This window comes from Luminiphilus syltensis NOR5-1B (genome assembly GCF_000158175.1).
GTDB lineage: Bacteria > Pseudomonadota > Gammaproteobacteria > Pseudomonadales > Halieaceae > Luminiphilus > Luminiphilus syltensis.
This window is the reverse complement of record NZ_DS999411.1, coordinates 2,608,211-2,632,545: the sequence shown is the minus strand read 5'-3', so window position 1 is coordinate 2,632,545 and position 24,335 is coordinate 2,608,211. Positions and strand designations below refer to the sequence as shown.

Here is a 24,335-nt window from a genome sequence, read left to right as displayed (position 1 = left end):
GTTCACAATAATGGGCGTTTGCATTCAAGGGAAGTCCCGAAGCCAATGAGCGAGAACATTGACACGACGGTGGCCCTCGATCCCCGCATATCCGGTCTGCGCCAGACCATCGAGTCGGTTCTCACCCCGCGCATGCGCCTCGTGCTCGAAGAAATGACTGAGCACTTATTCAATTTGTCGTCTTCGGGACAACTGGAATCTGATGCGCGCGCAGAATGCTTTGAGGCTTTTGCCGCTCTGAAAAACGGCCAGAAACTTATTGCGGAATCGGTGCTGAAACTGTTGCTCGAGAATTTTAACCACCTGGTGAGTAATGGTACCCAGACACAGCCGTCACCGACAGATCCGGTGACATCGGAACTGGGGTTGGTTGATCGCGACAGTTTTGAAGACGAGCTGGCCATTGAAAAATTGGTCAAGCTCGGTCTCGAGCGTTTCTCGCTTCCGCTGGAAGCACTCACGCTCAGGATTGCCGAAATTGTCGACGAAGATCCGCTCGATATCCGAATGCCCATCGACCTCCGCGCTTTTTTCGATGCCTATCGCACTGCCATTGCACTGATCGATCTTGATCGCGACGCTATAGCCCATCTCGATGGTTCATTTGCCAGAAACCTGTTTGCCGAGCTGGGTAATATTTATGGCGAAACCAATCAATATCTGATTGATGCGAACATTCTTCCCGAGCTGGAGTCCCGTCTCGAGCGCGAGGGGTCGATACTGGAACGTCGCCGACAATCTAAACGGTCCAGGGAGCGCATTACCCCAAAGCTGGACGCTGGTCCTGGGACTCAAGCTCCAGGGTACGAGTCGAACAATGCACACCCAGGCAGCTCGGCGGGAACGCTGGAGGAGCAGGCCAGATCGATCGCCGCCAACGACGCTCACGATCGACGTCACGAGAGATTTCAGACGACGGGCTTTTCATCGGCATCCCGTTCGCCAGACTTGCCCATGGCGCCAGAAACATTGGCAAAAGGCACGCCCACTTCGCGAGCCTACCTACCCGGATACGGCGCAGCCCGGCTGGGAAGTCCGGTAACTCCTCAGGTACTGAATCGCCTATATACTGGCGGGTATTCCACCGGGCAATCGGTAGCGCCGGATGCCGCCCGCTTGCGCCATCGTGCGGGCGAGGTCGCCGATAACATCGCACAATTGCGCGAGCAAGGTGTGATCGCCAGCGAATCGGATCCGGCGATGATCGACATGCTCAATCTCACGGCAGACAACCCGGAGGAGCAGGCACTTCGCGAGTCGATAGGCCTGGTAGACAGTCTCTACGAAACCGTAGCCAACGCCCTCCCGGAGCAAACTGCGTTGCGCAGAAAGCTTGACCTCATTAAATGGCCACTGGCGCAGCTATCGGCGAGTGAACCCCATTTTTATGAGAATCCGGAACATCCTGCCAGACTGCTGATCGACCGCCTTGGGGAGATGATCGCGCTATCGCCGGCAAACAATCCGCGGGTGGAAAAACGGGTGGAGTCTGTGCTGGACACCATCAACCGGGATTTCAATGGCGATCTCTCAGTCTTCACATCAGCGCTCAGTGACATCACTGATCTCGCGCTGCAGTTGTTGCGCCAGCAGCAGCGCAACATCGAGCGTCACGTCGCCGCGGAGGAAGGCAGAGAACGCCGACAACTGGCCAACCAGCAGGTCGAGCAACGCCTTCTGGACAAATTACCCGAGTTACAGCTACCTGAGAGCTTGTTGAAGTTCATTGATGAGGTCTGGCGAGACCATCTTATCTTTCTTCTGCTTCGGGATACCGACCCCACCACTCTCGACCGGCAATATGCACTGCTCAGACAGACCGCAGACGGGCTTCTGAGTATTACGCGGGGTCAAGAATGCCTTGATGAAAATCAGGCTCAGGGGCTCAGTCGCCAACTGTGGGAGTCGCTGGATAACACGCAGTTCTTGACGGGTCACCAGCAGGCGCTTCTCACCGATATCCAGCGGGAACTGACAGGCGCCACACCTGTAGCCCTGCTGGATTCAACATTAGGTGTGAAAACGATCTATCGGGAGCCCGACTTCAGCGAACGCCTGGCTACCAAGCCACGCCTAAAGCGATGGGTAAGGCGCGCCCGGGGCATCGACGTAGGTACGTGGCTGAGTGAACAATCCGACCAGAGTTATCAGCGCAATGTCCAGCTGATATGGCGCAATGAATCACTTACGCGATTTGCCTTCGCCAATGAACAGGGTCATCTGGTCTTCGAATTACATCTCCTGCAGTTTGCGCGTCAACTGCACCGGCGGCTCCGCCCTCTCCGGCCCGATCAGAATTTATCTTTTATTGAGCGCAGTGTATTTGCAACACTGGAAAAAAAGCAGACTTCGATTGCCGCCGAGTTATGGCCCGTTGCGGAAAGTCGATCGCTGGATCGTGAGCAACTGGTCGATGCTGTACAAACAAACCTCCGCCGCGCCAGGCGTCGTGGCGCCAGCCACTGTGCTCTCGTGCTCTTTGCCGATGCGCCTACCAAGACAGGTGCTTTGATTGAAGCGCTCACCAATGCGGGTATTGCTGTTGAAGCCGAGGGGCTGATCAGTCGACGGGCGTCGGGGGTGATCGTGGAGACCCCGGATACCAACGTGCTACATGCGTTGGTGGGTGAGACCTTTTCCAGCGGATCGCCGACGGGTATCGGGTTAGTCCTGATTAGCAGTGACTACCAAAGTGCGGAAGAAATCTGGAGCACTGCTGAAGACACGGCAGCCCGTGGTTATAGTGATTCGCCCAATACCGGGCTTGTCGTAGGAAAAGTTCCTCACGGTGAAGATCTACAAATCGCCGTTCGAAGCACTTTTGAATCACTCAAAGGTGACTTAACACCGACGTTCAGCCTGCGTCGCATCGATCGATTGGAGACGTCCGACTTGGAATCCTCCGAGCCTATGTATCAGGTGTTGCTTGACGGTATGGCAGATGCCAGCAGCGAACTGCAAGCGCTATCGGGCCATCGATCGGTAGCGCTCTCAATCGCACTCGATTGTGTCAAAGTCAGCAATGCCTGCACGCTCGCAGAGCGGTTGGCCGCCGAGGGCCGAGAGGTTCCGGTGTTTCATCTTGCTATCAGTAGTGACGCGGCACTTCACCATGACTTTCTTGATTTTGTGCTTGATGCCATGTCTCGATCGGGAATAGGCACCAACCGCCTCTGTTACGAATTTAGAGATTCCATGCGCCTGCGGCAATCGATACAGCTCGCGGATTTCACCAATGCGCTGCGCTCGATTGGAAGCCTGATTTCCGTGTGCAACGTCAATCCAAGCCGCGGTAGTACCGGCCAGCTACAAGTGCTGTGTCCGCACAACATCGTGCTCGATCCATCGCTTTGGCCTCCCGCTGAGGACAACCCGGGCAGCCCTGCATTACATCAGGTGATCAGCGATCTGCATCACCTCGTTGGTGAGCACGTTATCTTGCGTGACCCCTCGGACATGTCACAGATTCAGGATATTGGTATCGATTTTGTGGACCGCACCGTCCCTGACGAAATTTCCGCCGATACGCTGGTCAGCACTATGGCCCACGTCAAACGCTAACCCCGACAAACGCCAACCCCGAGATGTGCAGCTGATTCTTATTCTCAGAAAGACCGCTAAACATCGTGTTTTAAGGACAAACTCCTTTCTTTTTACCGAGGTCGCGCTAAACTTGCGGCGTAATAACCTCCGGTAGAGAGGCTTAGAACCAACGGCCTTAAGCACCGCGGCCACACAGCAATACCATCTGGGTTTTGGGGACCGATTTATGTTGCAGTATTCTGTAGGGATTTTGACGAGCCCGTCCACGGCTTGGCGACGTCTCGCCGAGCTGAGCGAGCACAGTCGCGCGATTCTTTTACTTTACCCCGCAATATGGGCAGCGCTTCCGGCGTTTGCCTGGTTCTATGGCACGACGCAGATCGGCTGGACGGTTGGCCTCAACGACGATGTTGTGCGGCTGACCGAAGAGAGTGCGGTCGTCATCAGCTTTCTCTTTTACGCCGCCATGGTCGGCGCGGTTGTTGCCATCGGCTACTTTATACACTGGATGGCCGACACTTACGGTGCAGAATCTACCCTCACCAAGGGCATCATGATCGCGAGCATTACAGCCACGCCGCTATTCCTCATGGGGCTGGTCGGATTCTACCCTATTCTTTGGCTCGATATGCTGCTCGGGGTGCTGGCCTTGAGCTGGTCGGTTTATCTGTTGTACCTAGGAATTCCGATTGTCATGCAGATCCCACAGGAACGTGGTTTTCTATTCGCGAGCGCGGTCATTGCTATCGCACTCGTCGTTCTGATTACCCTGATGGTGGTATCGGTGCTCGCTTGGGACTGGGGTGCCGCCCCCGCTTTTACCAACTAAGCACTATAGTATATCCAGCGCCCTCTGTCGGGTGCGAGCCCGCGCCATCCGTGGGCGATCTAGGGGAATCGGGTTAACAAAACCCAAAAACAAGCGCGAGGAAGTGCGTCATCATGTCTGAACTAAACGCGTCGTTAGAGCATCCCACCTACAACTATAAAGTTGTGCGCCAATTCTCCATCATGACCGTGGTCTGGGGAATCGTCGGTATGTTGGTCGGGGTCTGGATAGCCGCCCAGTTGGCGTGGCCGGCACTGAATTTTGATCTGCCGTGGACCAGTTTTGGGCGACTGCGGCCGCTGCATACCAACGCGGTGATATTTGCCTTCGGCGGTTCAGCGCTGTTCGCCTGTTCGTATTACATCGTCCAGCGAACCTGCCAGGTGCGCTTGATTTCTGACAAGCTGGCAGCATTTACCTTTTGGGGCTGGCAGGCGGTCATCGTCCTGGCCGCGATCACGTTGCCGCTGGGCCTGACCTCTTCCAAGGAATACGCGGAATTAATATGGCCCATTGATATCCTGATTACACTGGTTTGGGTGAGCTACGCGATTGTGTTCTTCGGCACTATTATGACCCGAACCACCTCGCACATTTACGTGGCCAACTGGTTCTTTGGCGCATTTATTATCACCGTCGCTGTACTCCACCTGGTCAATAGCGCCGCCCTTCCGGTTGACGGTTTGATGGCGTACTCCGCCTATGCAGGCACGGTCGATGCCATGGTGCAATGGTGGTACGGACACAACGCAGTGGGCTTTTTCCTCACCGCCGGCTTTCTTGGGATGATGTATTACTTCGTACCCAAGCAGGCGGAGCGACCCGTTTATTCCTATCGCTTGTCGATAGTTCATTTCTGGGCGCTGGTCGCGGTTTACATTTGGGCGGGACCACACCATCTGCACTACACCGCGCTACCGGATTGGGCGCAGAGCCTGGGTATGGTTATGAGTCTGATTCTGCTGGCGCCTTCCTGGGGTGGCATGATCAACGGGATCATGACGCTCTCCGGCGCCTGGGATAAGTTGCGCGATGACCCCATACTCCGCTTTCTGGTGGTCAGCCTCTCGTTTTACGGCATGTCCACCTTTGAAGGCCCAATGATGTCCATCAAGACCGTTAACGCATTGAGCCACTACACCGATTGGACGATCGGCCACGTGCACTCAGGTGCACTCGGATGGGTGGCGATGATCTCTATCGGCAGTATCTATCACTTGATTCCCAATCTTTTTGGCAAATCAGGGATGTACAGCACCAACCTGATTAACGTCCACTTTTGGATGTCCACCATAGGCACCGTGCTTTACATCGCCTCCATGTGGGTCAATGGCATCATGCAGGGCTTGATGTGGCGCGCTTATAACAGCGACGGCACCCTCACTTATACCTTTGTCGAATCCGTAGTGGCCAGTCATCCCGGTTACATTGTGCGAGTGCTTGGAGGCGCCATCTTCCTCGGTGGTATGTTCATCATGGCCTACAACGTGTACATGACCACGCGTCGGGACACGGCGGCGGCTGAGACCACTATTGCCGCGCCCAGCGCGGCATAACGCAGGAGTCCGCTATGAAGCATGATGTGATAGAACGGAACACCCCACTGATGATTGTGCTGATTATCGGCGCCATCAGTTTTGGCACGCTGGTCGAATTGGTGCCGCTGGCCTTCAGTAAACAGCTGGCAACCCCCGTCGAGGGTCTGGAACCGTATTCAGCACTGGAGCTTGAAGGACGCGATATCTATATCCGCGAGGGCTGTAACACCTGTCATTCACAGATGGTCAGACCTCTGCGTGCGGAGACCGAGCGCTATGGTCACTATTCCGTGGCGGGTGAATTTGTCTACGATCGACCGTTTCTCTGGGGCTCGAAGCGAACCGGCCCCGACCTCGCCCGGGTTGGAGAGCGCTACAGCGATGCATGGCATCGCGCGCACCTCTACAACCCCAGGGATGTCGTTCCCGAATCCAACATGCCGTCATTCCCCTGGTTATTCGAGAACGAGCTGAATGCCGAGCGGGTGCCGAAGAAAATGGAGACCTTAAGATCCCTTGGCGTGCCCTACACCGATGATGATATCGCGGGCGCCGTGGCAGCGGTGGAAGGGAAAAAGGAAATCGACGCCGTCGTCGCCTACCTGCAGCAGTTGGGGACGCTGATTCAGGCGCGCCGTTAATGGATATTAACGATCTCCGTGGTTTGAGTACGGCGTTTTTACTCGTGGCATTTGTCGGCCTGGTGATCTGGGCCTACGGGCGCAAGCAAAAGAAAGCCTTCGATGAGGCAGCTAATCTGCCCTTTGAGGATGAGGCTATCAATGAGGCCACCAAAGAGAAGGAGATGAATCGTGACTAGTTTCTGGAGCTGGTGGATCGTCATATTAACCTCGGCACAGATTGTCTTGTGTGCCTGGCTGCTCTTTGGCAACCGGAAAAAAGATAGTGGTGAGGTCAAGACCACGGGCCATACCTATGACGGCCTACAGGAGTTTGATAACCCGCTACCCGCGTGGTGGTTTTACATGTTTGTCATCACCATCGTCTTCGCCATTGGCTATCTCATCGCCTATCCGGGGATGGGAAATTTCAAGGGTGTACTGGGATGGACTCAAATCAACCAGTACGACAAGACCGTGACGATCGCCGATGAAAAATATCGTGCCATGCGCGACCGCTATCTCGCCATGGAGATTGAGGACATCGCCCACGATCCGGAAATCCGTCGTATGGGCCAACGGTTGTTCGGCAACAATTGCGCACAGTGCCACGGCTCCGATGCAGGTGGTAGCTATGGATTCCCGAATTTGATGGACGATGACTGGCTCTATGGCGGCTCGCCCGAGGCCATCAAAACCACGCTGATTAACGGCCGAAAAGCAGCCATGCCGGCCTGGGAATCGATTCTGGGTGAGGGGGGTATTCGCGAGACTGCCGAGTATTTGCTGTCATTGAATAATCGTGAAGCGGATGCCGAAATGGCCACTGCCGGTGCCAGGCATTACCAAACCTACTGCGTGGCCTGTCACGGTACTGAAGCGAAGGGGAATCAAATGCTTGGCGCGCCGAATCTGGTCAATGGCATCTGGCTCTATGGTGGCACGCGGGAGCAGATTGTTCATACCCTGCGAAATGGTCGAAATGGCGTTATGCCCGCCTTTGCTCAGACTCTGAGTGAAGACAAAATCCATATCCTCACCGCCTGGGTTTACGGCCTGCGGAAAGAGACTGCCCCGTAACACCCGCTGATAACGAGTTCGCTCACGAATGGACAAAAAACCGCCAGACATTATTGCGGTCGATGAGGTTGCTCCCGCGGAGGTCGCCGAAGTCGACCTTTATCAGCGCCGGGAAAAGGTATACACCCGCAATATCGAGGGCTTTTTTCAGCGTGTCCGTCTGTACTCGGGCTGGCCAATGCTCATTGCTTATTTCGGTGTGCCCTGGCTAATGTGGGGCGATCGCCAAGCCGTCCTGTTTGATTTGCCCGAACGTAAGTTCCATATCTTTATGCTCACCTTCTGGCCCCAAGACCTGGTGATGCTCGCCTTTCTGCTCATCATCGCTGCATTTGCCCTATTTACGGTTACCGTATTTGCCGGACGGGTGTGGTGCGGATACACCTGCCCGCAAACAGTGTTCACCGCCATATTCATGTGGATTGAACAAAAGTTCGAAGGCAGTCGAAACCAGCGGATGAAGCTGGACAAACAGCCCTGGAGCTTCTCCAAGGTTCGTAAAAAGCTGACCAAGCACGCGGGATGGGTGACGGTGGCTTTCCTCACCGGCATTACCTTTATCGGCTACTTCACACCCATCGGCGCGCTGTTTACTGACTTTTTCACCGGTAATGCGGGCAGTTGGGCGTTCGCCTGGACCCTGTTCTTTACCTGTGCAACGTACATCAACGCCGGCTGGATGCGTGAACAGGTGTGCACCTATATGTGTCCTTACGCCCGTTTTCAGTCGGTCATGTTCGACCGCGACACCCTGATTGTTTCCTACGACCCCGAGCGCGGTGAGCCCCGTGGATCACGTAAGCGATCGGGAAACACGGATGCCATCCTCGGCGACTGTATTGATTGCCAGCTCTGTGTTCAGGTGTGTCCGACAGGAATCGATATCCGCGATGGGCTCCAGTACCAATGTATTGGTTGCGCGCTGTGTATCGATGCCTGCAATTCGATCATGGATAAAATGAACTATCCCAGAGGCCTGGTCAGCTATACCAGCGAAAATGCGCTCGAAGGCAAGCCTTCCACCGTCTTGCGCCCTCGCCTTGTCGGCTATTTGCTGGTACTGGCCGTAATGACGGCGGTATTCAGTTACACCATTTTCTCCCGGGATATGGTCGACCTCACTATTTTCCGAGATCGAAACCAGCTCTACATGGCCGCGCCCGGAGGACTGATTGATAATGTCTATCGACTCCACCTGTCGAATCGCGACACCGAGGATCACCAGTATCAGATCGAGGTCGGCGGTATCGATGGGGTCGAAGTGATAGGCGTACAAACCATTGCAGTCGCCAGCGGAGAATTGGTCGATTTCAATCTTCGGCTACGGGCCAACCCGGTGACGTTGTCGGCACCGGGTACCGAGGTCACCTTTACCGCCACTCAAGTTGACGATCCCTCCATCACCATTACCAGCGAGTCCCGCTTTATCAAGCCGCTGTGACCATACAACACGACATCGAGCATCCCTGGTACCGGCAATTCTGGCCCTGGTTTCTTATCCTGTTGCCCGCGACCGCGGTCGTCGCCAGCATTTACACGATGATTATTGCCGCCCATGGCGCCGATGATCTGGTGGTTGATGATTATTATAAAAACGGGCTGGCGATCAATCGACAACTGACTCGGCAGCAGGAAGCGAAGACCATGGGTATCAGCGCCACGCTGCAAACCGAAGGCCGTGACGTCAGTATAAGAATTCCGGAACGCTTCTCTTTTGCGCAACTGCGACTCCGGCTGTCTCATCCCATGGAAGCGGATCGCGATATGACACTGGCGCTTCATCGCGTTGCCCCTGGCATCTATCAGTCCAAACTGCCTCAAGCAATTTCCGGGCAGTGGATCTGGACTGTCGATGTCGGTGATGGAAGCCGCTGGCGCCTGGATGGCGAAAACCGTTTTTGACTACACCCGAAGCGTTAACGAATCGTTGTTTTCACTGTGGTGATGGAATCCCTTCCGGAATCAAGATCACAGCGAATATTGAAGGTGTAGAACGACCCATGTGCTGCGCGGGGTGTCAGAGCGTTGCGCTGTTGATCAGCGGCGCCGATCTGGGGGCATTCTATCGCCAACGCAGTGAATACCCTCCCCGTCCCGATACCCAAACCGGCGAAGATGCGGAATCGTTTGCTGACCCGGACTGGATCGAAAGCTTCGCTACCGAAAACGCAGATGGCTCGCTTCAGGTACCGCTCCTGGTCAGTGGCATGAGCTGTGCCGCCTGTACCTGGCTGATCGAACGGTTTTTGGATGAATTACCCGAGGTTCGCGCGGTGTCCGTTCAGTTGTCCCTGTCCCGGGTTGTGGTTACCATCGCGCCGAAATCCAGTGTCGCGGCAGTGGTGAGCGTACTCCAGCGCCTGGGCTATGGCGCCAGACCCTGGCGCAATGATCTCCGCATATCGGCCTTAAGGGAGTCCAACAAGCGAGATCTTCGGCGTCTGGGTGTCGCCGGGCTCGGGATGATGCAGGTTGGCATGTTTGCCATTGCGCTCCATGCGGGGGACATCCAGGGTATAGACGCCGAGATAAAACAACTGCTGCGTATTTTCAGTGCACCGCTAACGCTCTTCGTACTTTTTTATAGCGGCCGCGTCTTTTTTGAAGCGGCTTGGCGGCACCTGCTGCAAAAAACGCTGGTAATGGACACTTCGGTATCGATCGCCCTCATTGTCGCCACAATCGCCAGTCTTTGGGCAACCTATCGCGGGGACGGAGAGACCTATTACGACTCCGTGACCATGTTTGTCTTTTTCTTGCTGCTCGCACGCTACGCCGAACGACGCCTCCGCGATGCAGATTTGATTGCACTGGCCAAAGTTGATGATCAACTTCCAGAATTCGTACTGGTAAAAGTCGGAGACGCCTGGGAGCGAAAGCAACGGGCCAAAGTGCAACTTGAGGATGTGGTGCATGTGCCCGCGGGGGAGGCGCTGGCATGCGACGGCACTGTAGTCAGTGGCGAATCGGCAATCAATGAAGCGGTGTTCACGGGAGAGTCATTACCGCGATCTGTGGGGCCGGGAGATGCTGTGTTTGCCGGTACCATCAATGCAGCGAATGCTTTGGACATTCAGGTTACCGCGGACCACCGCCGATCGAGACTGGCGATGCTTCAGGAGAATGTCTCATTGGCGCGGGAGCAAAAGCCCCCCTACCTGCGACTGATCGATGCAATAGCCGCTCGATTTGTGGGCTTTGTTCTAATGGCGAGCTTTACCACCTGGGCGGTTTGGACCTGGCTGGGTAACGACCAGGCGCTGTGGAGTGCACTCGCTGTATTGGTGGTAGCATGCCCCTGCGCGCTCTCCCTCGCGACACCGGCGGCAATCGCCTCGGGCACCGCCTGGCTACGGCGCCATGGCGTACTCGTCCGCGGCGAATTCGGATTGCTTGCTGCGGCGGATAGCAATGTGCTGCTCATCGATAAAACGGGAACCCTTACCGAGACCCGACTGGAGATTGCACACACCATTCCCTTTCATGACGCTGACCCCCAGTTGCTGATCGGCCTCGCTGCCAGTCTGCAGCGGTTCAGCACCCACCCCGCGGCCATTCCATTCCACAATTTGGAAGCGGATCAGTCGGTTTCCGACGTGGTCAGTATTCCGGGAAAAGGCATGAAGGGTCGATGGGAAGGTGGCGAAGTACGTCTTGGGAGCGTCGATTTCATCGCCGAAATCGCGCCCGGTGCCGCCCCTCCGGATGATGCGGAGTATTGGGTTGGCCTTGCCGATAGCCGAGGATTTATGGGTTGGATCGGACTTCAGGAAACCCTCCGTGAGGGTGCCATCAGCGCCATTGGGCAGCTGCAAAAAGCGGGTCTGGATGTCACTGTGGTCAGTGGCGACCGAGCGCCTCGCGTGGAACGTATTGCCGATTTACTGGGGGCCCAGTGGGTCGCCGCGGCACTACCTGAAGATAAGCTGGCATTACTCCAGCGCCATCAGGGAGCCGGCGATTGCGTGCTGGCAGTGGGCGATGGATTCAATGATGCCGCCTTTCTCAGCGCCGCCGACGCATCGGTCGCGGTCGCCAATGCCAGCGCGTTAACCCAGGCCGAAGCGGATTTCGTAATCACCCGGGATAAAATGACCCTACTGCCGGTTATCGTTCGCCTGTCGCACCGGGTTCGATCGATTATCCGCCAGAATTTGTTATGGGCGGGCGGCTATAATCTGATTGGAATTCCCTTCGCCGCCATCGGCTGGGTCCCTCCCTGGGTGGCCGCGCTCGGGATGTCCTTTAGTTCGCTGCTAGTGGTGCTCAACTCGCTACGTCTTCGCCGGGAATCAATCGCATAATGGAAAGCCTGTACCTGCTCATTCCGATTGCACTGCTGTTCGCCGTAGTGGTGATCTGGCTACTGATATGGGCCGTGAACAATGGACAGTACGATGACCTGGAGAAGGACGGTTGGCGCAGTCTGAATGACGAGATGAAGCCATCGGACACGCAGCGTAATGACGATAAATCCGACTGAGCTACTAGCCGCATTGATGCTCGGACTGGCCGGTGCCGGCCATTGTTTGGGCATGTGTGGTGGCATTGCCATTGCCCTGCGACCAAGCTCGGGCGCTTCTCGAGCACTGCCCATCTATTATCACCTGGGCCGACTGGTGAGCTATTCAGCGCTGGGCGGCTTATTGGGCGGTGCCGCTGCAGCAGTGGATCTGGCTGCATGGACGCTTTCACTGCGTTTTGTGGCCGCTGTGCTGTTGGTGGCCATGGGACTTTCCGTGCTTCGGATTTGGAGCGGTATTTCGCGACTGGAGCAGATAGGCGCCATTATCTGGCGTTGGGTAGCCCCCGCGACACGCCCACTGATACCACCGCGCTATCCACTACAATCGTTCTTGCTTGGCAGTGTTTGGGGGCTGATGCCCTGTGGCTTGATATACAGCGCACTGACCTGGTCCGCCGCTACGGCAGGTAGCAGCATCAATGGAGCGTTGCTGATGTTTTTATTCGGTATCGGAACCTTGCCCGCCATGCTGGGAGCGACCCTGGCCGGCCAAAGCATTGAGGCCTTCTTCCGTCACCCACGACTCCGTCAGTTCATTGGCATCAGCTTGATTTTTGCGGGGGTATGGACCGCCTACATTGCCGCGTCCCATGCTGAACATCTGCTTATGCCGCCTAAAGCTTCGGGTGAACTATCGCCGCTTACTCTCGACGCCCAATCACCGCCTTCGAATCACCACCATTAACTGACGAATCAATCGGTTTGGCCATCTGCTGCGGGATCTTCCTCCTTTCTCAGGCGCCGCCGCCTGTGAAACGCTCGCAGGTTATTCAGTGTGATAGCGGCAAGTCCAACCCATACAATGCCAAAAGCCGCAATGGTGGTGGGCGATATGGTCTCTCCCAGCAGGGTTACCGCCACAAGTAGCTGCAGGGTTGGTCCGAGATACGATAGTAAACCTACTGTCGTCAGCGGCAGCAAACGACTGGCCGCGACCTGGGTCAATAAGGGGGCGGCGGTAAAAAACCCGGAGAGAACCAGGAACCAGTCAACCCGCGGCCCGTACTCGCCGAGTCCCGATCCACCCTTGAGAAACACCCAGGGCGCCGCGACACAAAATATAAAAATGGACTCCCAGAATAGCCCCTGCAGTGCATCGGCCCTGATTTGCTTTCTGACGACCGAGTACAAAGTAAAGGAAATGGAAACGCCGAGCGACACCAATGGCAGCCCGCCGAGCGCGACCATTTGTAACAGTATGGCTACCACAACGAGCCCCATCGCCATCAGGTGTAACCCGGTGGGACGCTCACCAAGCGCGAATATGCCGACAAAGACAGTGAAAAGCGGGATGAGAAAGTAGCCAAAGCTCGCCTCTGCTGCCCTCCCATGGGTAACGGCATAAATAAAGGTCAGCCAGTTTACGCTGATGATCGCTCCCGTAAGCGCCATCAACGCGATCGTGCGAACGTCCCGGATCAGTGCAAGGGCGCCCGTCAGACGACCTGCGAGTAGTAGCAGAAAAGCGACCGATGGCAGGGTCCAGAGACCCCGTTGCGCGACCACATCCACGGCTGAAACCGGCTGAGTCTGCATCCAGTAAAGCGCCGCGCCGCCCCATATACTGTGCGCCGTCAGGCTCAAACAAATACCGCGTTGATAGTCACTTAGCAGCTTCAAAGAAGATCTCGCTTCATACAGATTGCAGAAATACACACGAAAGATGATGTGGCTTTCGAACACCAACCAACGGTAATGCCGGCTTCCACGCAGTCACTCACTGGCTTGAGCGCCATGATGTACAACCGCATCGACAATGAAAACTGCCCTGCCCCATCACTCGCGCCTTGCTAACGTGATCCATGACGCGAGAAACCATAACGCTTCCAACAAATGGCCCGCGTAAATCCTTCAAAAGCGAAGCCTGGTATTGAACGCGACCCAGCGAGGATCGAACCGGATTTTGTTTGTCGCGCATCGCACCCGAGTCTACACTACTGCCTTCACTTTCATTGTCCGTTTTGGGTTGGCAGCTTTATCGCGATATCACCTTCCAAACCCGTAAGCTCGGTTCGCACGCAATCCATGGGGAGTCGATGCTTCTTCTGGGCCATCACCCTGTGTGCTCTATTGGCCTATCCCTGCACGGCTGACCCGGATCGCCGGCAGCGCGTTGACTCATCTCCAGAGGGTTGGCAGCAAGCCGTGGTAAGAGTCACTGTTCCGTTGACAAAACTCGTCAATGGTTATCGCCAGCACAATACCGAAAACTGCACCGGCTCATTAATACGGGTTCGCCATCGGCTGCTGATTGTTTCAGCCTGGCATTGTTTTGATGGAATACGCGATTTGAGTCGTCCCCCGATTATCACAATGAGCGATGATTCGAGACGAGAAGCCCGGCTATTGAAAACGGGCCAATCGATCGATGCCGATTGGGCAGTGCTCGAATTCACGACCTCCCGGTTTGACGACAGGCAACTTGTGGTGCTGCCATTGGATACCGCGGCTTTACCTGAAACTGGCCAGGCGGTTTTGATGGCGGGATTTAATAGTGACTACTTTGGCGATGGGGGCGAAACACTGACTTACGATCCGAAGTGTCACATCGAGGAACGTGATTCGTTTAACCTGACGACCAACTGTGTCGCGTTCAAAGGTGCATCTGGAGGTCCCGTATTACGTCGCCTTGATAACGGCCGCTACGCGCTCAGCGGAATTGTGTCTCGCGGTGACAATCGCAAGGTCAGCATTTTTCTGCACACTCAGGGCTTCTACCGACAGCTACCCCGCGCGTTCTGACCATGTATCCCGGGAGCATTCCTGACGCTCAGGTGGAGCAGCGCCAATATGAGCTTCGCCTCGAGCGTTGGCAAGATCGACCTGCTTCTGGCGCTCAGCAAAACGTGCGGTCTGATCCGGCGTGTGCGCATCCACACAACGCGGACAGGAAACCCCTTTTACAAAATCCGGTGACTGCTGGTCTGATTTGGTAATCGGGTGACGACAGGCATAGCACTGGTCGTAACTTCCCCTTTCGAGGTGATGATTCACTGCCACACGATTATCGAACACAAAGCACTCCCCCTCCCAAAGCGATTGCTCAGGAGGAGTTTCCTCGAGGTATTTCAAGATACCGCCACGGAGGTGATAGACCTCCTCGAAACCCTGCTCAACCATATGGGCAGTCGCCTTCTCGCAGCGAATACCTCCAGTGCAGAACATGGCAATTTTCTTGTGCTTGGCGGGATCGAGATGTTGGGCCGCCCAGGCGGGAAACTCCCGAAAATTAACGGTGCCGGGATTGATGGCGCCCTTGAAAGTGCCTATCTCCACTTCGTAATCGTTTCGCGTATCGATGACGACACACTCGGGGTCCTTGAGTAGCTCATCCCAATGGGCGGGGTCGGCATAAGTACCGACCACGCGAGTCGGGTCGATATCAGGGACGCCCATCGTCACGATCTCCCGCTTTAGCTTGACCTTCATGCGCAGAAAGGGGATTTTGCTGTGCACTGACTCCTTCCACTCAAGATCCGCGAGCCGTTCGTCCTGCGCCAGGTAGGCAAGCACCTCGTCGATCCCATCGCGACTTCCCGCGATGGTCCCATTAATACCTTCCGCAGCCAGTAACAGCGTTCCCTTCACGCCTTGCTCCATGCAGGCATCAAGCAACGGCTGTCTTAGGGACCGGTAATTGTCCAGGCGAACAAATCGATACAGCGCCGCGACGATGATATTGTCAGTGGAACTACTCACTGGCCCTGCCACCGAGGCAGTCCGGTGACACCGGGACTGAAACCAACGCACTCCATTCGTCCGCGGTATAGGTATGCAGCGCCAGGGCGTGGATGGGGCCCGCCATAAGATCACCGAGCAAGGCGTAGATCTGCTGGTGACGCTTTACCTTGCGCACGCCCTCGAAATCCTTGCTCACCACGGTTACCTTGAAGTGCGACTCGGAACCTTCGGGTACGTTGTGCATGAAGCTCTCATTGACAATATCCAGCCTTGACACCGACAGCCCCTCAGAAAGGGACCTCTCAATCTGCTCTTGAATCTGCATCTCATCACCCGTAAAAAAGGGTATTATAAGCCCAAGCGGTCAATTTTTTAATCCTAGCGCAGCAATGACGCAATGCGCGTCAGCTGCAGGGGAGGCGGAATTGGAAATTAAGTTCGACGTCTATTTTGCTGGCAGCATAAAATCCGGGGCCGATCAAAATCAGGTCAAGACGGAATTCGCGCGTCTTTTCAAAATAGATGAACTTGAGGCCGCCAAACGATTTGATGGAGGTCGGTACCGCATCAAGACCGATTGCGATAAGGCAACCGCGATTCGCTATCAAAAGGCCCTTGACCAGATTGGCGCTGTTGCAATCATTGAGCGCCGCAACGAAGCTCCACCACCGGCAGCAGTCGTTCCGGAAGCGTCGGCGGCAGTCGCAAGCGCCGAAATCCATGACGAATCCCCTTCTAAAGACCTGGCGAGCGACTTGGCGGGCAGCTTTACTCTGGCAGAAGTGGGTGCACGTATGGATCAAGCCACGTCCACCCCACCGCCTGCGATTTCAGTGCCGAACTTTGACATCGCCGAAGCAGGAGAAATTATTCCAACCATCAAGCCTGATGTGGCGCCCGCAAAACCCGAGACCGGCCATTTGTCGTTGGCCCCGCTTTCCGATCAGGATGCGGGCAAGTTGTTTTGAACGTCGGATAGCAAAGCCAACCCACAATGTCTGAAAACCAGCCCGACGATATCTTCAAGCGGCCCAGCCTGGCACGCCATTTTGCCGCAATGGTCTATGACATGTTTCTCGTTTTGCCACTCTTCATGGCCGCCGTGTTCGTACTCGTGTTTACCGTGGGTAGCGCGGAGGAACCCGATGTGATCTCACTGCCCTCCTGGGCAGTGCAATCCACTTGGCCGGTCATACTCATTCTATTCTTCGGGCTCTTCTGGCGGAAAAGCGGACAAACCCTTGGCATGCAGGCCTGGAGAATCCGCTTACAGCCCCTTGAAGGCGGCAGCGTCAGCTGGCTGCAATGCGTTTTCCGCATTCTGATTCCTGTTGCGCTCACCCTCCCCGGTTTTGCAGGTTATGAGTGGGGGTGGTGGGATGCACGGGTCAGCGCCCTGGCGGCGTTTTTACCCATCGCGGGTCTTTATGGCTGGCGCTTTTTCGATCGTCGCAAACGCTATGGTCACGATGTGCTCTCAGGAACCGAGCTCATACTGGTTCCCAAGCAAGGATAAGCTAGGTTCGGCGATTCAAAAGCCAAATACCGGCCAGCCAACAAAACAGAATGGGAGTTATCGCCGCGAGCACGGGTGGCAGGCCAAACAGCACACTCGCCGGGCCGAAGAAATCCTGGCTAATCCGAAACATCACGCCAACAATGACCCCCGCAAAGATTCTGGCGCCCATACTGCCCTCGCGCAGCGGGCCAAAAATAAACGACATTGCCACCAGTACCAGGCCCGCAATCGCCAGTGGCTGTGTCACCTTACGCCAGAATGCCAACTCAATATCGGTGGCTGTCAGGCCTTGCTGCTCCAGAAACTTGGCCCATGGCCACAGCTTGAAAACCGGTAGGCTCTCCGGTTCGACAACTTCAAGCACCAGGAGATCCGGGGTAATTTGCGTATTCCATCGCCAGGTCAAATACTGAGAAACCGTGGTTTTTTCAGACTCCAGCTGTGTCAGTACCACCTCCTCAAGAAGCCAGTGATCACCCCGGTAAGTCCCCCGCTCCGCATTCAATGAACGTACAAGGTGCTTGTCCTCATCGAAACTGAACAGGGATAAGCCATAAGCAACGCCACCGCGCTGAACCGCGCTGACGTGGATAAAGGTGCCACCATCACGGTTCCAGCTACCGTGTCGCGCGGAGACCGTAGACTCAGATCGCTGCGCCAGTGCACGCTGGGTAATCGCTAATTGCTCCGAGGAAGGGGCGATAAAATCGCCAACGACAAATCCGACCACCGCGGCAAGCAATGCCGGCTTCATTACTGAAATCGCCAACTGCCCTATCGAGACGCCCGCTGAACGTACAACAACCAGTTCGCTGGAACCCGCGAGCCGTCCCAAGCCAACCAGGGCACCAATGAGTGCCGCAAAGGGCATGAATTCATGAATTCGGCGAGGCAAGGTCAGCCCCACATAGCTCATCATGTCAATGAACCCATAGCGGTCTGACAGATCCTCTGCCTCATCGACAATCGTACTCAGCGCATCCAATCCCACCAGCACGCCGAGAACAGCGAAAGTGCCACCCAGGATCGCACGGCCTATATATCGATCGATTTTACCCACGAAGGCTTGACCTCAGCTGCTTCGATAACTGCTCCCAAAACGTCAGCACTACGGCAAGCAGCGTGAATATCAGATGCACACCGACGAACCACCAGCCGCTATCACCGGACTCTACCGCGGTTCGGGCTTGGGTCAGCCCAATAAAGTAAGCGAGAAACACCAACAACGCCGGGGCCAGCTTGGCGTAACGACCCCGACGGGCATCCGTCCGACTCAGCGGGAGTGCGATCAAGCTGATCACCGGAACCAGCACAGGTAGGGAAAAGCGCCAATACAATGCGGCTTGTGCACTCGGCGAGAAATCACTGAGCAATAACCGCGTGGAAATAGCATCGGTCTTGAGGTTGTCGCGGATGCCCCCTTCTCGCTCGGGTATCAATTCACCGTAACGCTTGAATTTGGTCACGGTGTAGTCAGCCTGCCCCGGAACACCCTCGTAGCGCGCGCCGTCGCGGAGTTCGAGATAACGACGCCCATTCTCCGGGTCAACCACCACTTCCCCGGCATCCGCATAGGTGACGCGAGTCCGGGCAGTACCCGCCTCCGACTTCTCTACTACGAAGATATTGTGCATAACACCGTCATCACTGATGGTTTCGGCGTAACTGACGAAGTTCCCGCTACGCTGCTTTTTAAAACGGCCTTCCGACAACTGCTGCAGACCCTCGGCAGAACGGGGATTGTCGAGCATCGCCTGCGCCCGAGCTGACCCTTCCGGTGCGAGGTACAAGGATAAAAACCCGACAACCAATGAAAAGGCGAGTGCCGGCAGTAGCAGGTAAGTCGCTAATTTACCAGGGCCGACACCGCAGGCCTTAAGCACTACCAGTTCGCTATCGGCATACAATCGACCCAGCGAAAGAAGAATGCCAATAAACAGACCCAGCGGCAGGATTAGCTCGAAAAAACTCGGTAGCTTGAACAGCATCACCGGCAGCAGAATATCGCTGGTGATAGCGCCCACCGCGGCTTCCGCCAGATAGCGGATGAAACGGCCACTGAACACAACGAGAAAGAGCACAACGCTCACCGCCAGCGCATGGGCCAGAATGTCGCCTGTTAAATATTTTAAAGTCCGCATGACTGGGAGCTCCGGGACCATTGATTTAATATGGCGCTTGGGCGTCTCGACTGTTTTGTTGCGCGCCAGACCATCATACACTACGCCTCCTACCCTATTTTGATATTGAGAATCCTCAAATGAGCCAATTCGCACTCACTGCCCGTAAATTCTCCAGCTCCACCCCCGCCAAGACCCAATGCCTAGTAGTGCCTGTTTTCAGCGACAGTAAGGCCCCTAAGGGTTTCAATGGGCTGGGGGAAGCCATCTCCGACCTGATCGGAAAAGCTCTCGAGCTCGGTGATTTTACCGGTAAAACGGGAACCACGGCCTGGCTTACGGGCGATGGCCCCGTTCAGCGAATTGTCCTCGTTGGCGCAGGAAAAAGTTCGGACTTTGCCGCCTCCGGTCACCGCCAGATGCTCTCCGCCGCTGCGAATGCCCTGCTGAAGGGCAAAGCAAAAGATGCACTTGTCCATCTCGCCGACCTGAAGATCGATGGTGAAACCCTGCCGCGTGTACTCGAGTGGTTTTCCCGTGAACTGGCAATGACGGCCTACCACTACGATGAAACATTGAGCGAAAAAAAGCCGAAGCCCAGTCTCAAGAAGGTGACGGTTGATATAGGTGATGAACTTACGGTTGCGCGTGCCAGGCTCCATCTGGAGATCGGGCAGTCAATAGCCAATGGCGCCAATCTGGCCCGCGAACTGGTCAACCTTCCGGGCAACATCTGTACCCCTCGCTACCTGAGTAGTCAGGCCAGAAAACTGGCACGGCGATACACGACGATTAAGGCCACGGTGCTTGACGAAAAGAAAATGAAATCGCTGGGTATGGGATCACTACTGTCGGTAGGCCATGGCAGCGATGAGCCTTCTCAGCTCATTATCATGGAATATAAGGGGGCTGGGGCGAAAACTCGACCCTACGCGCTGGTTGGTAAGGGAATCACCTTCGATACCGGTGGTATATCGCTCAAGCCCGGTCCGAAAATGGACGAAATGAAATTCGATATGGGCGGCGCCGGATCCGTATTTGGCACACTGCAGGCGATTGCCGATATGGAACTGCCTATCAATGTCGTCGGCGTTGTTGCCGCTGCTGAAAATATGCCCAGCGGGCGGGCCACTAAACCCGGTGACGTGGTAACCAGCATGTCTGGCCAGACGATCGAAGTTTTAAATACCGATGCCGAAGGTCGCCTGGTTTTATGTGATGCGCTGACGTACGTCGGCCGCTATAACCCTGCAGAGGTTGTCGATATCGCGACATTGACCGGCGCTATCATTGTGTCCCTGGGCAATGTCGCCTCGGGTGTATTCGCCAATGACGACGAACTGGCCGCCACCTTGGTTCAGGCGGGCCAACAGTGCCATGATCGCGCCTGGCAGTTGCCCATTTGGAGCGATTACGACAAACAACTTGAGAGTAAATTTGCCGATATTGCCAACATCGGTAGTGGGCCCGGTGCCGGAAGTATCACGGCAGCCTGCTTTCTGGCGCGGTTTACCAAAGATTATCGGTGGGCACACCTGGATGTCGCGGGTACCGCGTTCAGAAGTGCGCCCAAAGGAGCAACAGGAAGGCCAGTCCCCCTGCTTGTGGAATACCTGCGTAAGCGCGCCGGAAAGTAGGATCCCGACGTGACCCGGGTGGATTTCTATGTCACAACGTCGAGGCAGCCGGAATCACGTCTCAGTGTGGCCGTGAGGTTGGCCGAGAAGGCCTATCACCGGGGTCACCGTGTACTCATCAATGCCGACACCGAGTCCAACGCCAAGACGATTGACGACCTCCTGTGGTCGCAAAAAGCTGTGAGCTTTGTTCCTCATGCCCTCATGTCATCAACGACTCCCGAAGATGTCACGATCACCTGGGGGCAGGAACCGGATAATCATGACGACGTGCTTATCAACCTCGCGCTAACCGCCCCCCCGTGGTTTTCCAGATTCCAGCGCGTGGCCGAGGTGGTCAGTCAGGACCCGTCGGCTCTGGCCGCCCTGCGAGACGCCTGGCGCTTTTATCGAGATCGCGGTTATCCGCTTAAAAAGCATGATCTCTAAACCCCGACATTTCTGAGACTACAGATGGAAAAAACATTTTCACCCGGTGACATCGAGACGCGCTGGTACAAAGAGTGGGAAGCAAAGGGTTACTTCGCACCGCGAGGGGGCGATGGCTACTTCAGCATTGCCATACCACCGCCCAATGTCACCGGTAGTTTGCACATGGGGCATGGCTTCCAGCAGGCGATTATGGACGCTTTGGTGCGTTATCACCGAATGCGCGGTCAGGATACCTTGTGGCAGGTGGGTACCGATCACGCCGGTATCGCGACCCAAATGGTTGTGGAACGACAGCTCCAGGATCAAGGCACTTCGCGGGTAGCGCTCGGCCGTGACGCTTTTGTCGAGAAGGTATGGGAATGGAAAGCCGAATCGGGCGGCAACATCACCCGCCAGTTACGCCGACTCGGTGCATCCACCGACTGGAGCCGCGAGCGTTTTACGATGGACCCCGGTCTTTCCAGGGCCGTCCAAAAGGTGTTCATCGACCTTTATGAAGAGGGGTTGATCTATCGCGGGCAACGCCTGGTCAACTGGGACCCCAAATTCCATACCGCCATCTCAGATCTTGAAGTGGTCCAGGAAGAAGAGAAAGGGTTTCTGTGGCACTTCCGCTACCCCTTGAGCGATGGCAGCGGACATGTGGTTGTCGCCACCACTCGACCCGAGACCATGCTTGGCGACGCGGCGGTCGCGGTCAGTCCCGAAGATTCCCGTTACCAGCACCTTTTGGGAAAGACGGTCACCCTGCCCATCGTGAATCGGGAAATACCGATTATCGCCGACGAATATGTCGATCCGGAGTTCGGCTCCGGGTGCGTGAAAATAACACCCGCGCATGATTTCAACGACTACGCGGTCGGTCAACGGCACAATCTGCCGATGATTAACGTGTTTACACCGGATGCGGCGATCAATCATGAAGCGCCGGCACCCTATCGCGGGCTCGATCGTTTCGAAGCCCGAGAGAAAATCATTTCCGAGTTCGACGCCCGGGGACTTTTGGAAAAAGTCGATGATCACACGCTTAAGGTGCCTCGGGGGGACCGCTCAGGCGTGGTCATAGAGCCTTACCTCACGCCTCAGTGGTACGTCGATGCCAAAAAAATGGCGGGACCCGCCATTGCCGCTGTCGAATCCGGAGATATCGAATTCGTACCGAAGCAGTGGGAGAACACCTACTTTGCCTGGATGCGCGATATACAGGACTGGTGTATTTCTCGACAGCTGTGGTGGGGCCACAGAATTCCAGCCTGGTACGACGACGCGGGCAATGTTTATGTCGGTGAAGATGAACCTGCAGTCCGCGAGCAATACAGTCTTTCGCCAACGGTTGGCCTGCATCAGGACGAGGATGTGCTGGATACCTGGTTTTCATCAGCACTGTGGACCTTTTCGACACTGGGCTGGCCCGAACAACACGCAGAGCTGAGTCGTTTCCATCCGACCTCTGTTCTGGTAACTGGCTTCGATATCATCTTTTTCTGGGTAGCACGGATGATCATGATGTCCCTGCATTTCCTGGGTGAAGCGCCGTTTAAAGCCGTGTACGTTCACGGTCTGGTTCGCGATGGCGATGGGCAAAAGATGTCCAAGTCGAAGGGCAATGTGATCGACCCCATTGATTTGATCGATGGCATCTCACTCGACGACCTAATTGCCAAGCGCACCAGCTCTATGATGCAGCCCCAGCTGGCTCGGAAAATAGAAAAGCAGACCCGACGACACTTCCCTGACGGCATAACGGGCTACGGCACCGATGCCCTGCGCTTTACCTTTTACTCCCTGGCGAGTACGGGTCGGGATATCCGGTTTGATATTGGGCGGATGGAGGGTTTCCGTAACTTCTGCAACAAGCTGTGGAATGCCGCGCGCTATGTACTGATGAATTGTGAGGGTCATCGCTCTGATCCCAATGTTGCCATCGAGCTGACCCTCGCCGACCGATGGATCCTCAGCCGCCTGCAACAGACCACGACAGAGTTTGATCGGGCGATCACGCAATATCGATTAGATCGAGCCTCGCAGGTACTTTACGATTTCATCTGGAATGAATACTGCGATTGGTATCTGGAGCTTTCGAAACCGGTGTTGTGGGATGACAATAGTGACCCGGCGATTCTCGCGGGAACCCGCCAAACCCTCGTTCAGGTCCTCGAGACGATACTTCGCCTACTGCATCCATTAATGCCTTTTATCACGGAGGAGATCTGGCAAAGTGTTGCACCCCTCGCTGGGATCGATGGGGAAACGGTGATGCTTCAACCGTGGCCCGCGGTCAACGACGCTCAGATCGAGCCTGATGCCGAGACTGAAATTGGATGGCTCAAAGGACTGATCGGCGCCCTTCGCACCATCCGGGCTGAAGCCAATCTCGCGCCTGGTAAGGAACTCGATGTCGTCATCCGCAATGGCGACAACGAAGACCAGATTCGCCTCGATCGTCATTTGCCGCTGCTAAAGAAACTCGCCAAGGTCACATCAGTCAAGTTGCTCTCCGCGACCGATGACCCTCCGCCTGCGCTATCTGCCCTGTGCGGCGCATTGGAAGTACTGGTGCCAATGGAGGGGGTTATTGATCTGGATTTGGAATTGGGCCGCATCGACAAGGAATTAGCCCGACAGCGTTCAGAGGCTGAGCGAATTGAAAAAAAGCTGGCCAACGGCAGCTTTGTGGATAAAGCACCGGCTCAGGTCGTTGACAAGGAGCGAGCCAAACTGGACTCAGCCAGGGAGGCTCTGGAATCACTGACCGCGCAAAGAAAACGAATCGAGCAATTACGATAATCACGCGTTGAAACGGCGCGCCGA

22 protein-coding genes are annotated in these 24,335 nt (G+C 55.7%); 17 read left to right on the top strand and 5 right to left on the bottom strand.

The genetic code is table 11. The features are described 5' to 3' along the window. Positions 1-45 precede the first annotated feature (45 nt). The 11 genes from NOR51B_RS11885 to NOR51B_RS11835 all read left to right on the top strand — a co-directional run bounded on the left by NOR51B_RS11885 (position 46) and on the right by NOR51B_RS11835 (position 12,820). Entirely contained in the window at positions 46-3,561 is a 3,516-nt protein-coding gene (locus tag NOR51B_RS11885; RefSeq protein ID WP_009019898.1) for a DUF1631 family protein, read from the top strand. 208 nt (positions 3,562-3,769) lie between these two features. Next, positions 3,770-4,372: a Yip1 family protein gene (locus NOR51B_RS11880; RefSeq protein ID WP_009019331.1), complete on the top strand. Its 603-nt coding sequence runs from the start codon at positions 3,770-3,772 to the stop codon at positions 4,370-4,372. A 113-nt stretch (positions 4,373-4,485) separates the two neighbouring features. Next, entirely contained in the window at positions 4,486-5,928 is a 1,443-nt protein-coding gene (gene ccoN, locus NOR51B_RS11875; protein ID WP_009019467.1) for a cytochrome-c oxidase, cbb3-type subunit I, read from the top strand. Between the two features lie 14 nt (positions 5,929-5,942). Continuing rightward, complete coding sequence (gene ccoO, locus NOR51B_RS11870; RefSeq protein ID WP_040482085.1) at positions 5,943-6,551, top strand: cytochrome-c oxidase, cbb3-type subunit II; 609 nt, start codon at positions 5,943-5,945, stop codon at positions 6,549-6,551. Further along, positions 6,551-6,730 (top strand): CcoQ/FixQ family Cbb3-type cytochrome c oxidase assembly chaperone, encoded by a 180-nt coding sequence (locus NOR51B_RS11865; RefSeq protein ID WP_009020369.1) that lies wholly within the window; start codon positions 6,551-6,553, stop codon positions 6,728-6,730. Before ccoO ends, NOR51B_RS11865 begins: the two co-directional genes overlap by 1 nt. Further along, on the top strand, positions 6,723-7,610 hold the full coding sequence (ccoP, locus tag NOR51B_RS11860; RefSeq protein ID WP_009020760.1) for a cytochrome-c oxidase, cbb3-type subunit III: 888 nt from the start codon (positions 6,723-6,725) through the stop codon (positions 7,608-7,610). The genes NOR51B_RS11865 and ccoP overlap by 8 nt, the downstream gene beginning before the upstream one ends. A 28-nt stretch (positions 7,611-7,638) precedes the next feature. Continuing rightward, positions 7,639-9,051 (top strand): cytochrome c oxidase accessory protein CcoG, encoded by a 1,413-nt coding sequence (gene ccoG, locus NOR51B_RS11855; RefSeq protein WP_009019345.1) that lies wholly within the window; start codon positions 7,639-7,641, stop codon positions 9,049-9,051. Further along, positions 9,048-9,512, top strand: a complete 465-nt coding sequence (locus NOR51B_RS11850) for a FixH family protein (RefSeq protein ID WP_009021140.1) — start codon at positions 9,048-9,050, stop codon at positions 9,510-9,512. Before ccoG ends, NOR51B_RS11850 begins: the two co-directional genes overlap by 4 nt. Continuing rightward, the gene (locus NOR51B_RS11845; protein ID WP_009020750.1) at positions 9,509-11,914 is read left to right on the top strand and encodes a heavy metal translocating P-type ATPase; all 2,406 of its coding nucleotides are present in this window, start codon (positions 9,509-9,511) and stop codon (positions 11,912-11,914) included. Before NOR51B_RS11850 ends, NOR51B_RS11845 begins: the two co-directional genes overlap by 4 nt. Then, positions 11,914-12,093: a cbb3-type cytochrome oxidase assembly protein CcoS gene (gene ccoS / locus NOR51B_RS11840; RefSeq protein ID WP_009019292.1), complete on the top strand. Its 180-nt coding sequence runs from the start codon at positions 11,914-11,916 to the stop codon at positions 12,091-12,093. The genes NOR51B_RS11845 and ccoS overlap by 1 nt, the downstream gene beginning before the upstream one ends. Then, positions 12,074-12,820, top strand: a complete 747-nt coding sequence (locus NOR51B_RS11835; RefSeq protein WP_081443962.1) for a sulfite exporter TauE/SafE family protein — start codon at positions 12,074-12,076, stop codon at positions 12,818-12,820. Before ccoS ends, NOR51B_RS11835 begins: the two co-directional genes overlap by 20 nt. A gap of 8 nt (positions 12,821-12,828) precedes the next feature. Here NOR51B_RS11835 and rarD read toward each other — a convergent pair whose 3' ends face one another. Then, the gene (gene rarD, locus NOR51B_RS11830; protein ID WP_154647676.1) at positions 12,829-13,755 is read right to left on the bottom strand and encodes an EamA family transporter RarD; all 927 of its coding nucleotides are present in this window, start codon (positions 13,753-13,755) and stop codon (positions 12,829-12,831) included. Positions 13,756-14,301: 546 nt separating this feature from the next. On the opposite strand from rarD, the gene NOR51B_RS15275 reads away from it, so the two are divergent. Next, positions 14,302-14,877 (top strand): trypsin-like serine peptidase, encoded by a 576-nt coding sequence (locus tag NOR51B_RS15275; RefSeq protein WP_040482084.1) that lies wholly within the window; start codon positions 14,302-14,304, stop codon positions 14,875-14,877. Here the strand turns inward: NOR51B_RS15275 and trhO are convergent. Together trhO and NOR51B_RS11815 are read right to left on the bottom strand one after the other, a co-directional pair. After that, complete coding sequence (gene trhO, locus NOR51B_RS11820) at positions 14,860-15,834, bottom strand: oxygen-dependent tRNA uridine(34) hydroxylase TrhO (protein WP_154647675.1); 975 nt, start codon at positions 15,832-15,834, stop codon at positions 14,860-14,862. The genes NOR51B_RS15275 and trhO overlap by 18 nt on opposite strands. Then, on the bottom strand, positions 15,827-16,141 hold the full coding sequence (locus NOR51B_RS11815) for a BolA family protein (protein ID WP_009019318.1): 315 nt from the start codon (positions 16,139-16,141) through the stop codon (positions 15,827-15,829). The genes trhO and NOR51B_RS11815 overlap by 8 nt, the downstream gene beginning before the upstream one ends. Before the next feature lie 100 nt (positions 16,142-16,241). Between NOR51B_RS11815 and NOR51B_RS11810 the strand changes: the two genes are divergently transcribed. Together NOR51B_RS11810 and NOR51B_RS11805 are read left to right on the top strand one after the other, a co-directional pair. Next, on the top strand, positions 16,242-16,784 hold the full coding sequence (locus NOR51B_RS11810) for a hypothetical protein (RefSeq protein ID WP_040482083.1): 543 nt from the start codon (positions 16,242-16,244) through the stop codon (positions 16,782-16,784). 26 nt (positions 16,785-16,810) lie between these two features. Beyond that, the gene (locus NOR51B_RS11805; RefSeq protein WP_009020159.1) at positions 16,811-17,332 is read left to right on the top strand and encodes an RDD family protein; all 522 of its coding nucleotides are present in this window, start codon (positions 16,811-16,813) and stop codon (positions 17,330-17,332) included. 1 nt (position 17,333) lies between these two features. Here the strand turns inward: NOR51B_RS11805 and lptG are convergent, their stop codons facing one another. Continuing rightward, entirely contained in the window at positions 17,334-18,395 is a 1,062-nt protein-coding gene (gene lptG, locus NOR51B_RS11800) for an LPS export ABC transporter permease LptG (protein WP_009019566.1), read from the bottom strand. Further along, the gene (gene lptF / locus NOR51B_RS11795) at positions 18,388-19,476 is read right to left on the bottom strand and encodes an LPS export ABC transporter permease LptF (RefSeq protein WP_040482589.1); all 1,089 of its coding nucleotides are present in this window, start codon (positions 19,474-19,476) and stop codon (positions 18,388-18,390) included. The genes lptG and lptF overlap by 8 nt, the downstream gene beginning before the upstream one ends. A gap of 119 nt (positions 19,477-19,595) precedes the next feature. Here lptF and NOR51B_RS11790 point away from each other — a divergent pair, with 119 nt between their 5' ends. From NOR51B_RS11790 to NOR51B_RS11780, 3 genes are read left to right on the top strand one after another with little or no spacing between them, the layout of a single operon-like run. Next, positions 19,596-21,092, top strand: a complete 1,497-nt coding sequence (locus NOR51B_RS11790) for a leucyl aminopeptidase (RefSeq protein ID WP_040482082.1) — start codon at positions 19,596-19,598, stop codon at positions 21,090-21,092. A 9-nt stretch (positions 21,093-21,101) separates the two neighbouring features. After that, complete coding sequence (locus NOR51B_RS11785) at positions 21,102-21,521, top strand: DNA polymerase III subunit chi (protein ID WP_040482081.1); 420 nt, start codon at positions 21,102-21,104, stop codon at positions 21,519-21,521. Between the two features lie 24 nt (positions 21,522-21,545). After that, positions 21,546-24,311, top strand: coding sequence for a valine--tRNA ligase (locus tag NOR51B_RS11780; protein ID WP_009021138.1), 2,766 nt, complete (start codon positions 21,546-21,548; stop codon positions 24,309-24,311). The last annotated feature ends 24 nt before the right edge of the window (positions 24,312-24,335 follow it).

What these genes read in the sequence shown, in the direction of transcription:
- NOR51B_RS11885 (WP_009019898.1), top strand. Translation starts at nt 46, where the DNA reads ATGAGCGAGAACATTGACACGACGGTGGCCCTCGATCCCCGCATATCC.
- ccoS (WP_009019292.1), top strand. Translation starts at nt 11,914, where the DNA reads ATGGAAAGCCTGTACCTGCTCATTCCGATTGCACTGCTGTTCGCCGTA.
- ccoG (WP_009019345.1), top strand. Translation starts at nt 7,639, where the DNA reads ATGGACAAAAAACCGCCAGACATTATTGCGGTCGATGAGGTTGCTCCC.
- NOR51B_RS11805 (WP_009020159.1), top strand. Translation starts at nt 16,811, where the DNA reads ATGTCTGAAAACCAGCCCGACGATATCTTCAAGCGGCCCAGCCTGGCA.
- ccoN (WP_009019467.1), top strand. Translation starts at nt 4,486, where the DNA reads ATGTCTGAACTAAACGCGTCGTTAGAGCATCCCACCTACAACTATAAA.
- NOR51B_RS11780 (WP_009021138.1), top strand. Translation starts at nt 21,546, where the DNA reads ATGGAAAAAACATTTTCACCCGGTGACATCGAGACGCGCTGGTACAAA.
- NOR51B_RS11880 (WP_009019331.1), top strand. Translation starts at nt 3,770, where the DNA reads ATGTTGCAGTATTCTGTAGGGATTTTGACGAGCCCGTCCACGGCTTGG.
- NOR51B_RS11815 (WP_009019318.1), bottom strand. Translation starts at nt 16,141, where the DNA reads ATGCAGATTCAAGAGCAGATTGAGAGGTCCCTTTCTGAGGGGCTGTCG.
- lptF (WP_040482589.1), bottom strand. Translation starts at nt 19,476, where the DNA reads ATGCGGACTTTAAAATATTTAACAGGCGACATTCTGGCCCATGCGCTG.
- NOR51B_RS11790 (WP_040482082.1), top strand. Translation starts at nt 19,596, where the DNA reads ATGAGCCAATTCGCACTCACTGCCCGTAAATTCTCCAGCTCCACCCCC.
- NOR51B_RS11865 (WP_009020369.1), top strand. Translation starts at nt 6,551, where the DNA reads ATGGATATTAACGATCTCCGTGGTTTGAGTACGGCGTTTTTACTCGTG.
- NOR51B_RS11835 (WP_081443962.1), top strand. Translation starts at nt 12,074, where the DNA reads ATGACGATAAATCCGACTGAGCTACTAGCCGCATTGATGCTCGGACTG.
- ccoO (WP_040482085.1), top strand. Translation starts at nt 5,943, where the DNA reads ATGAAGCATGATGTGATAGAACGGAACACCCCACTGATGATTGTGCTG.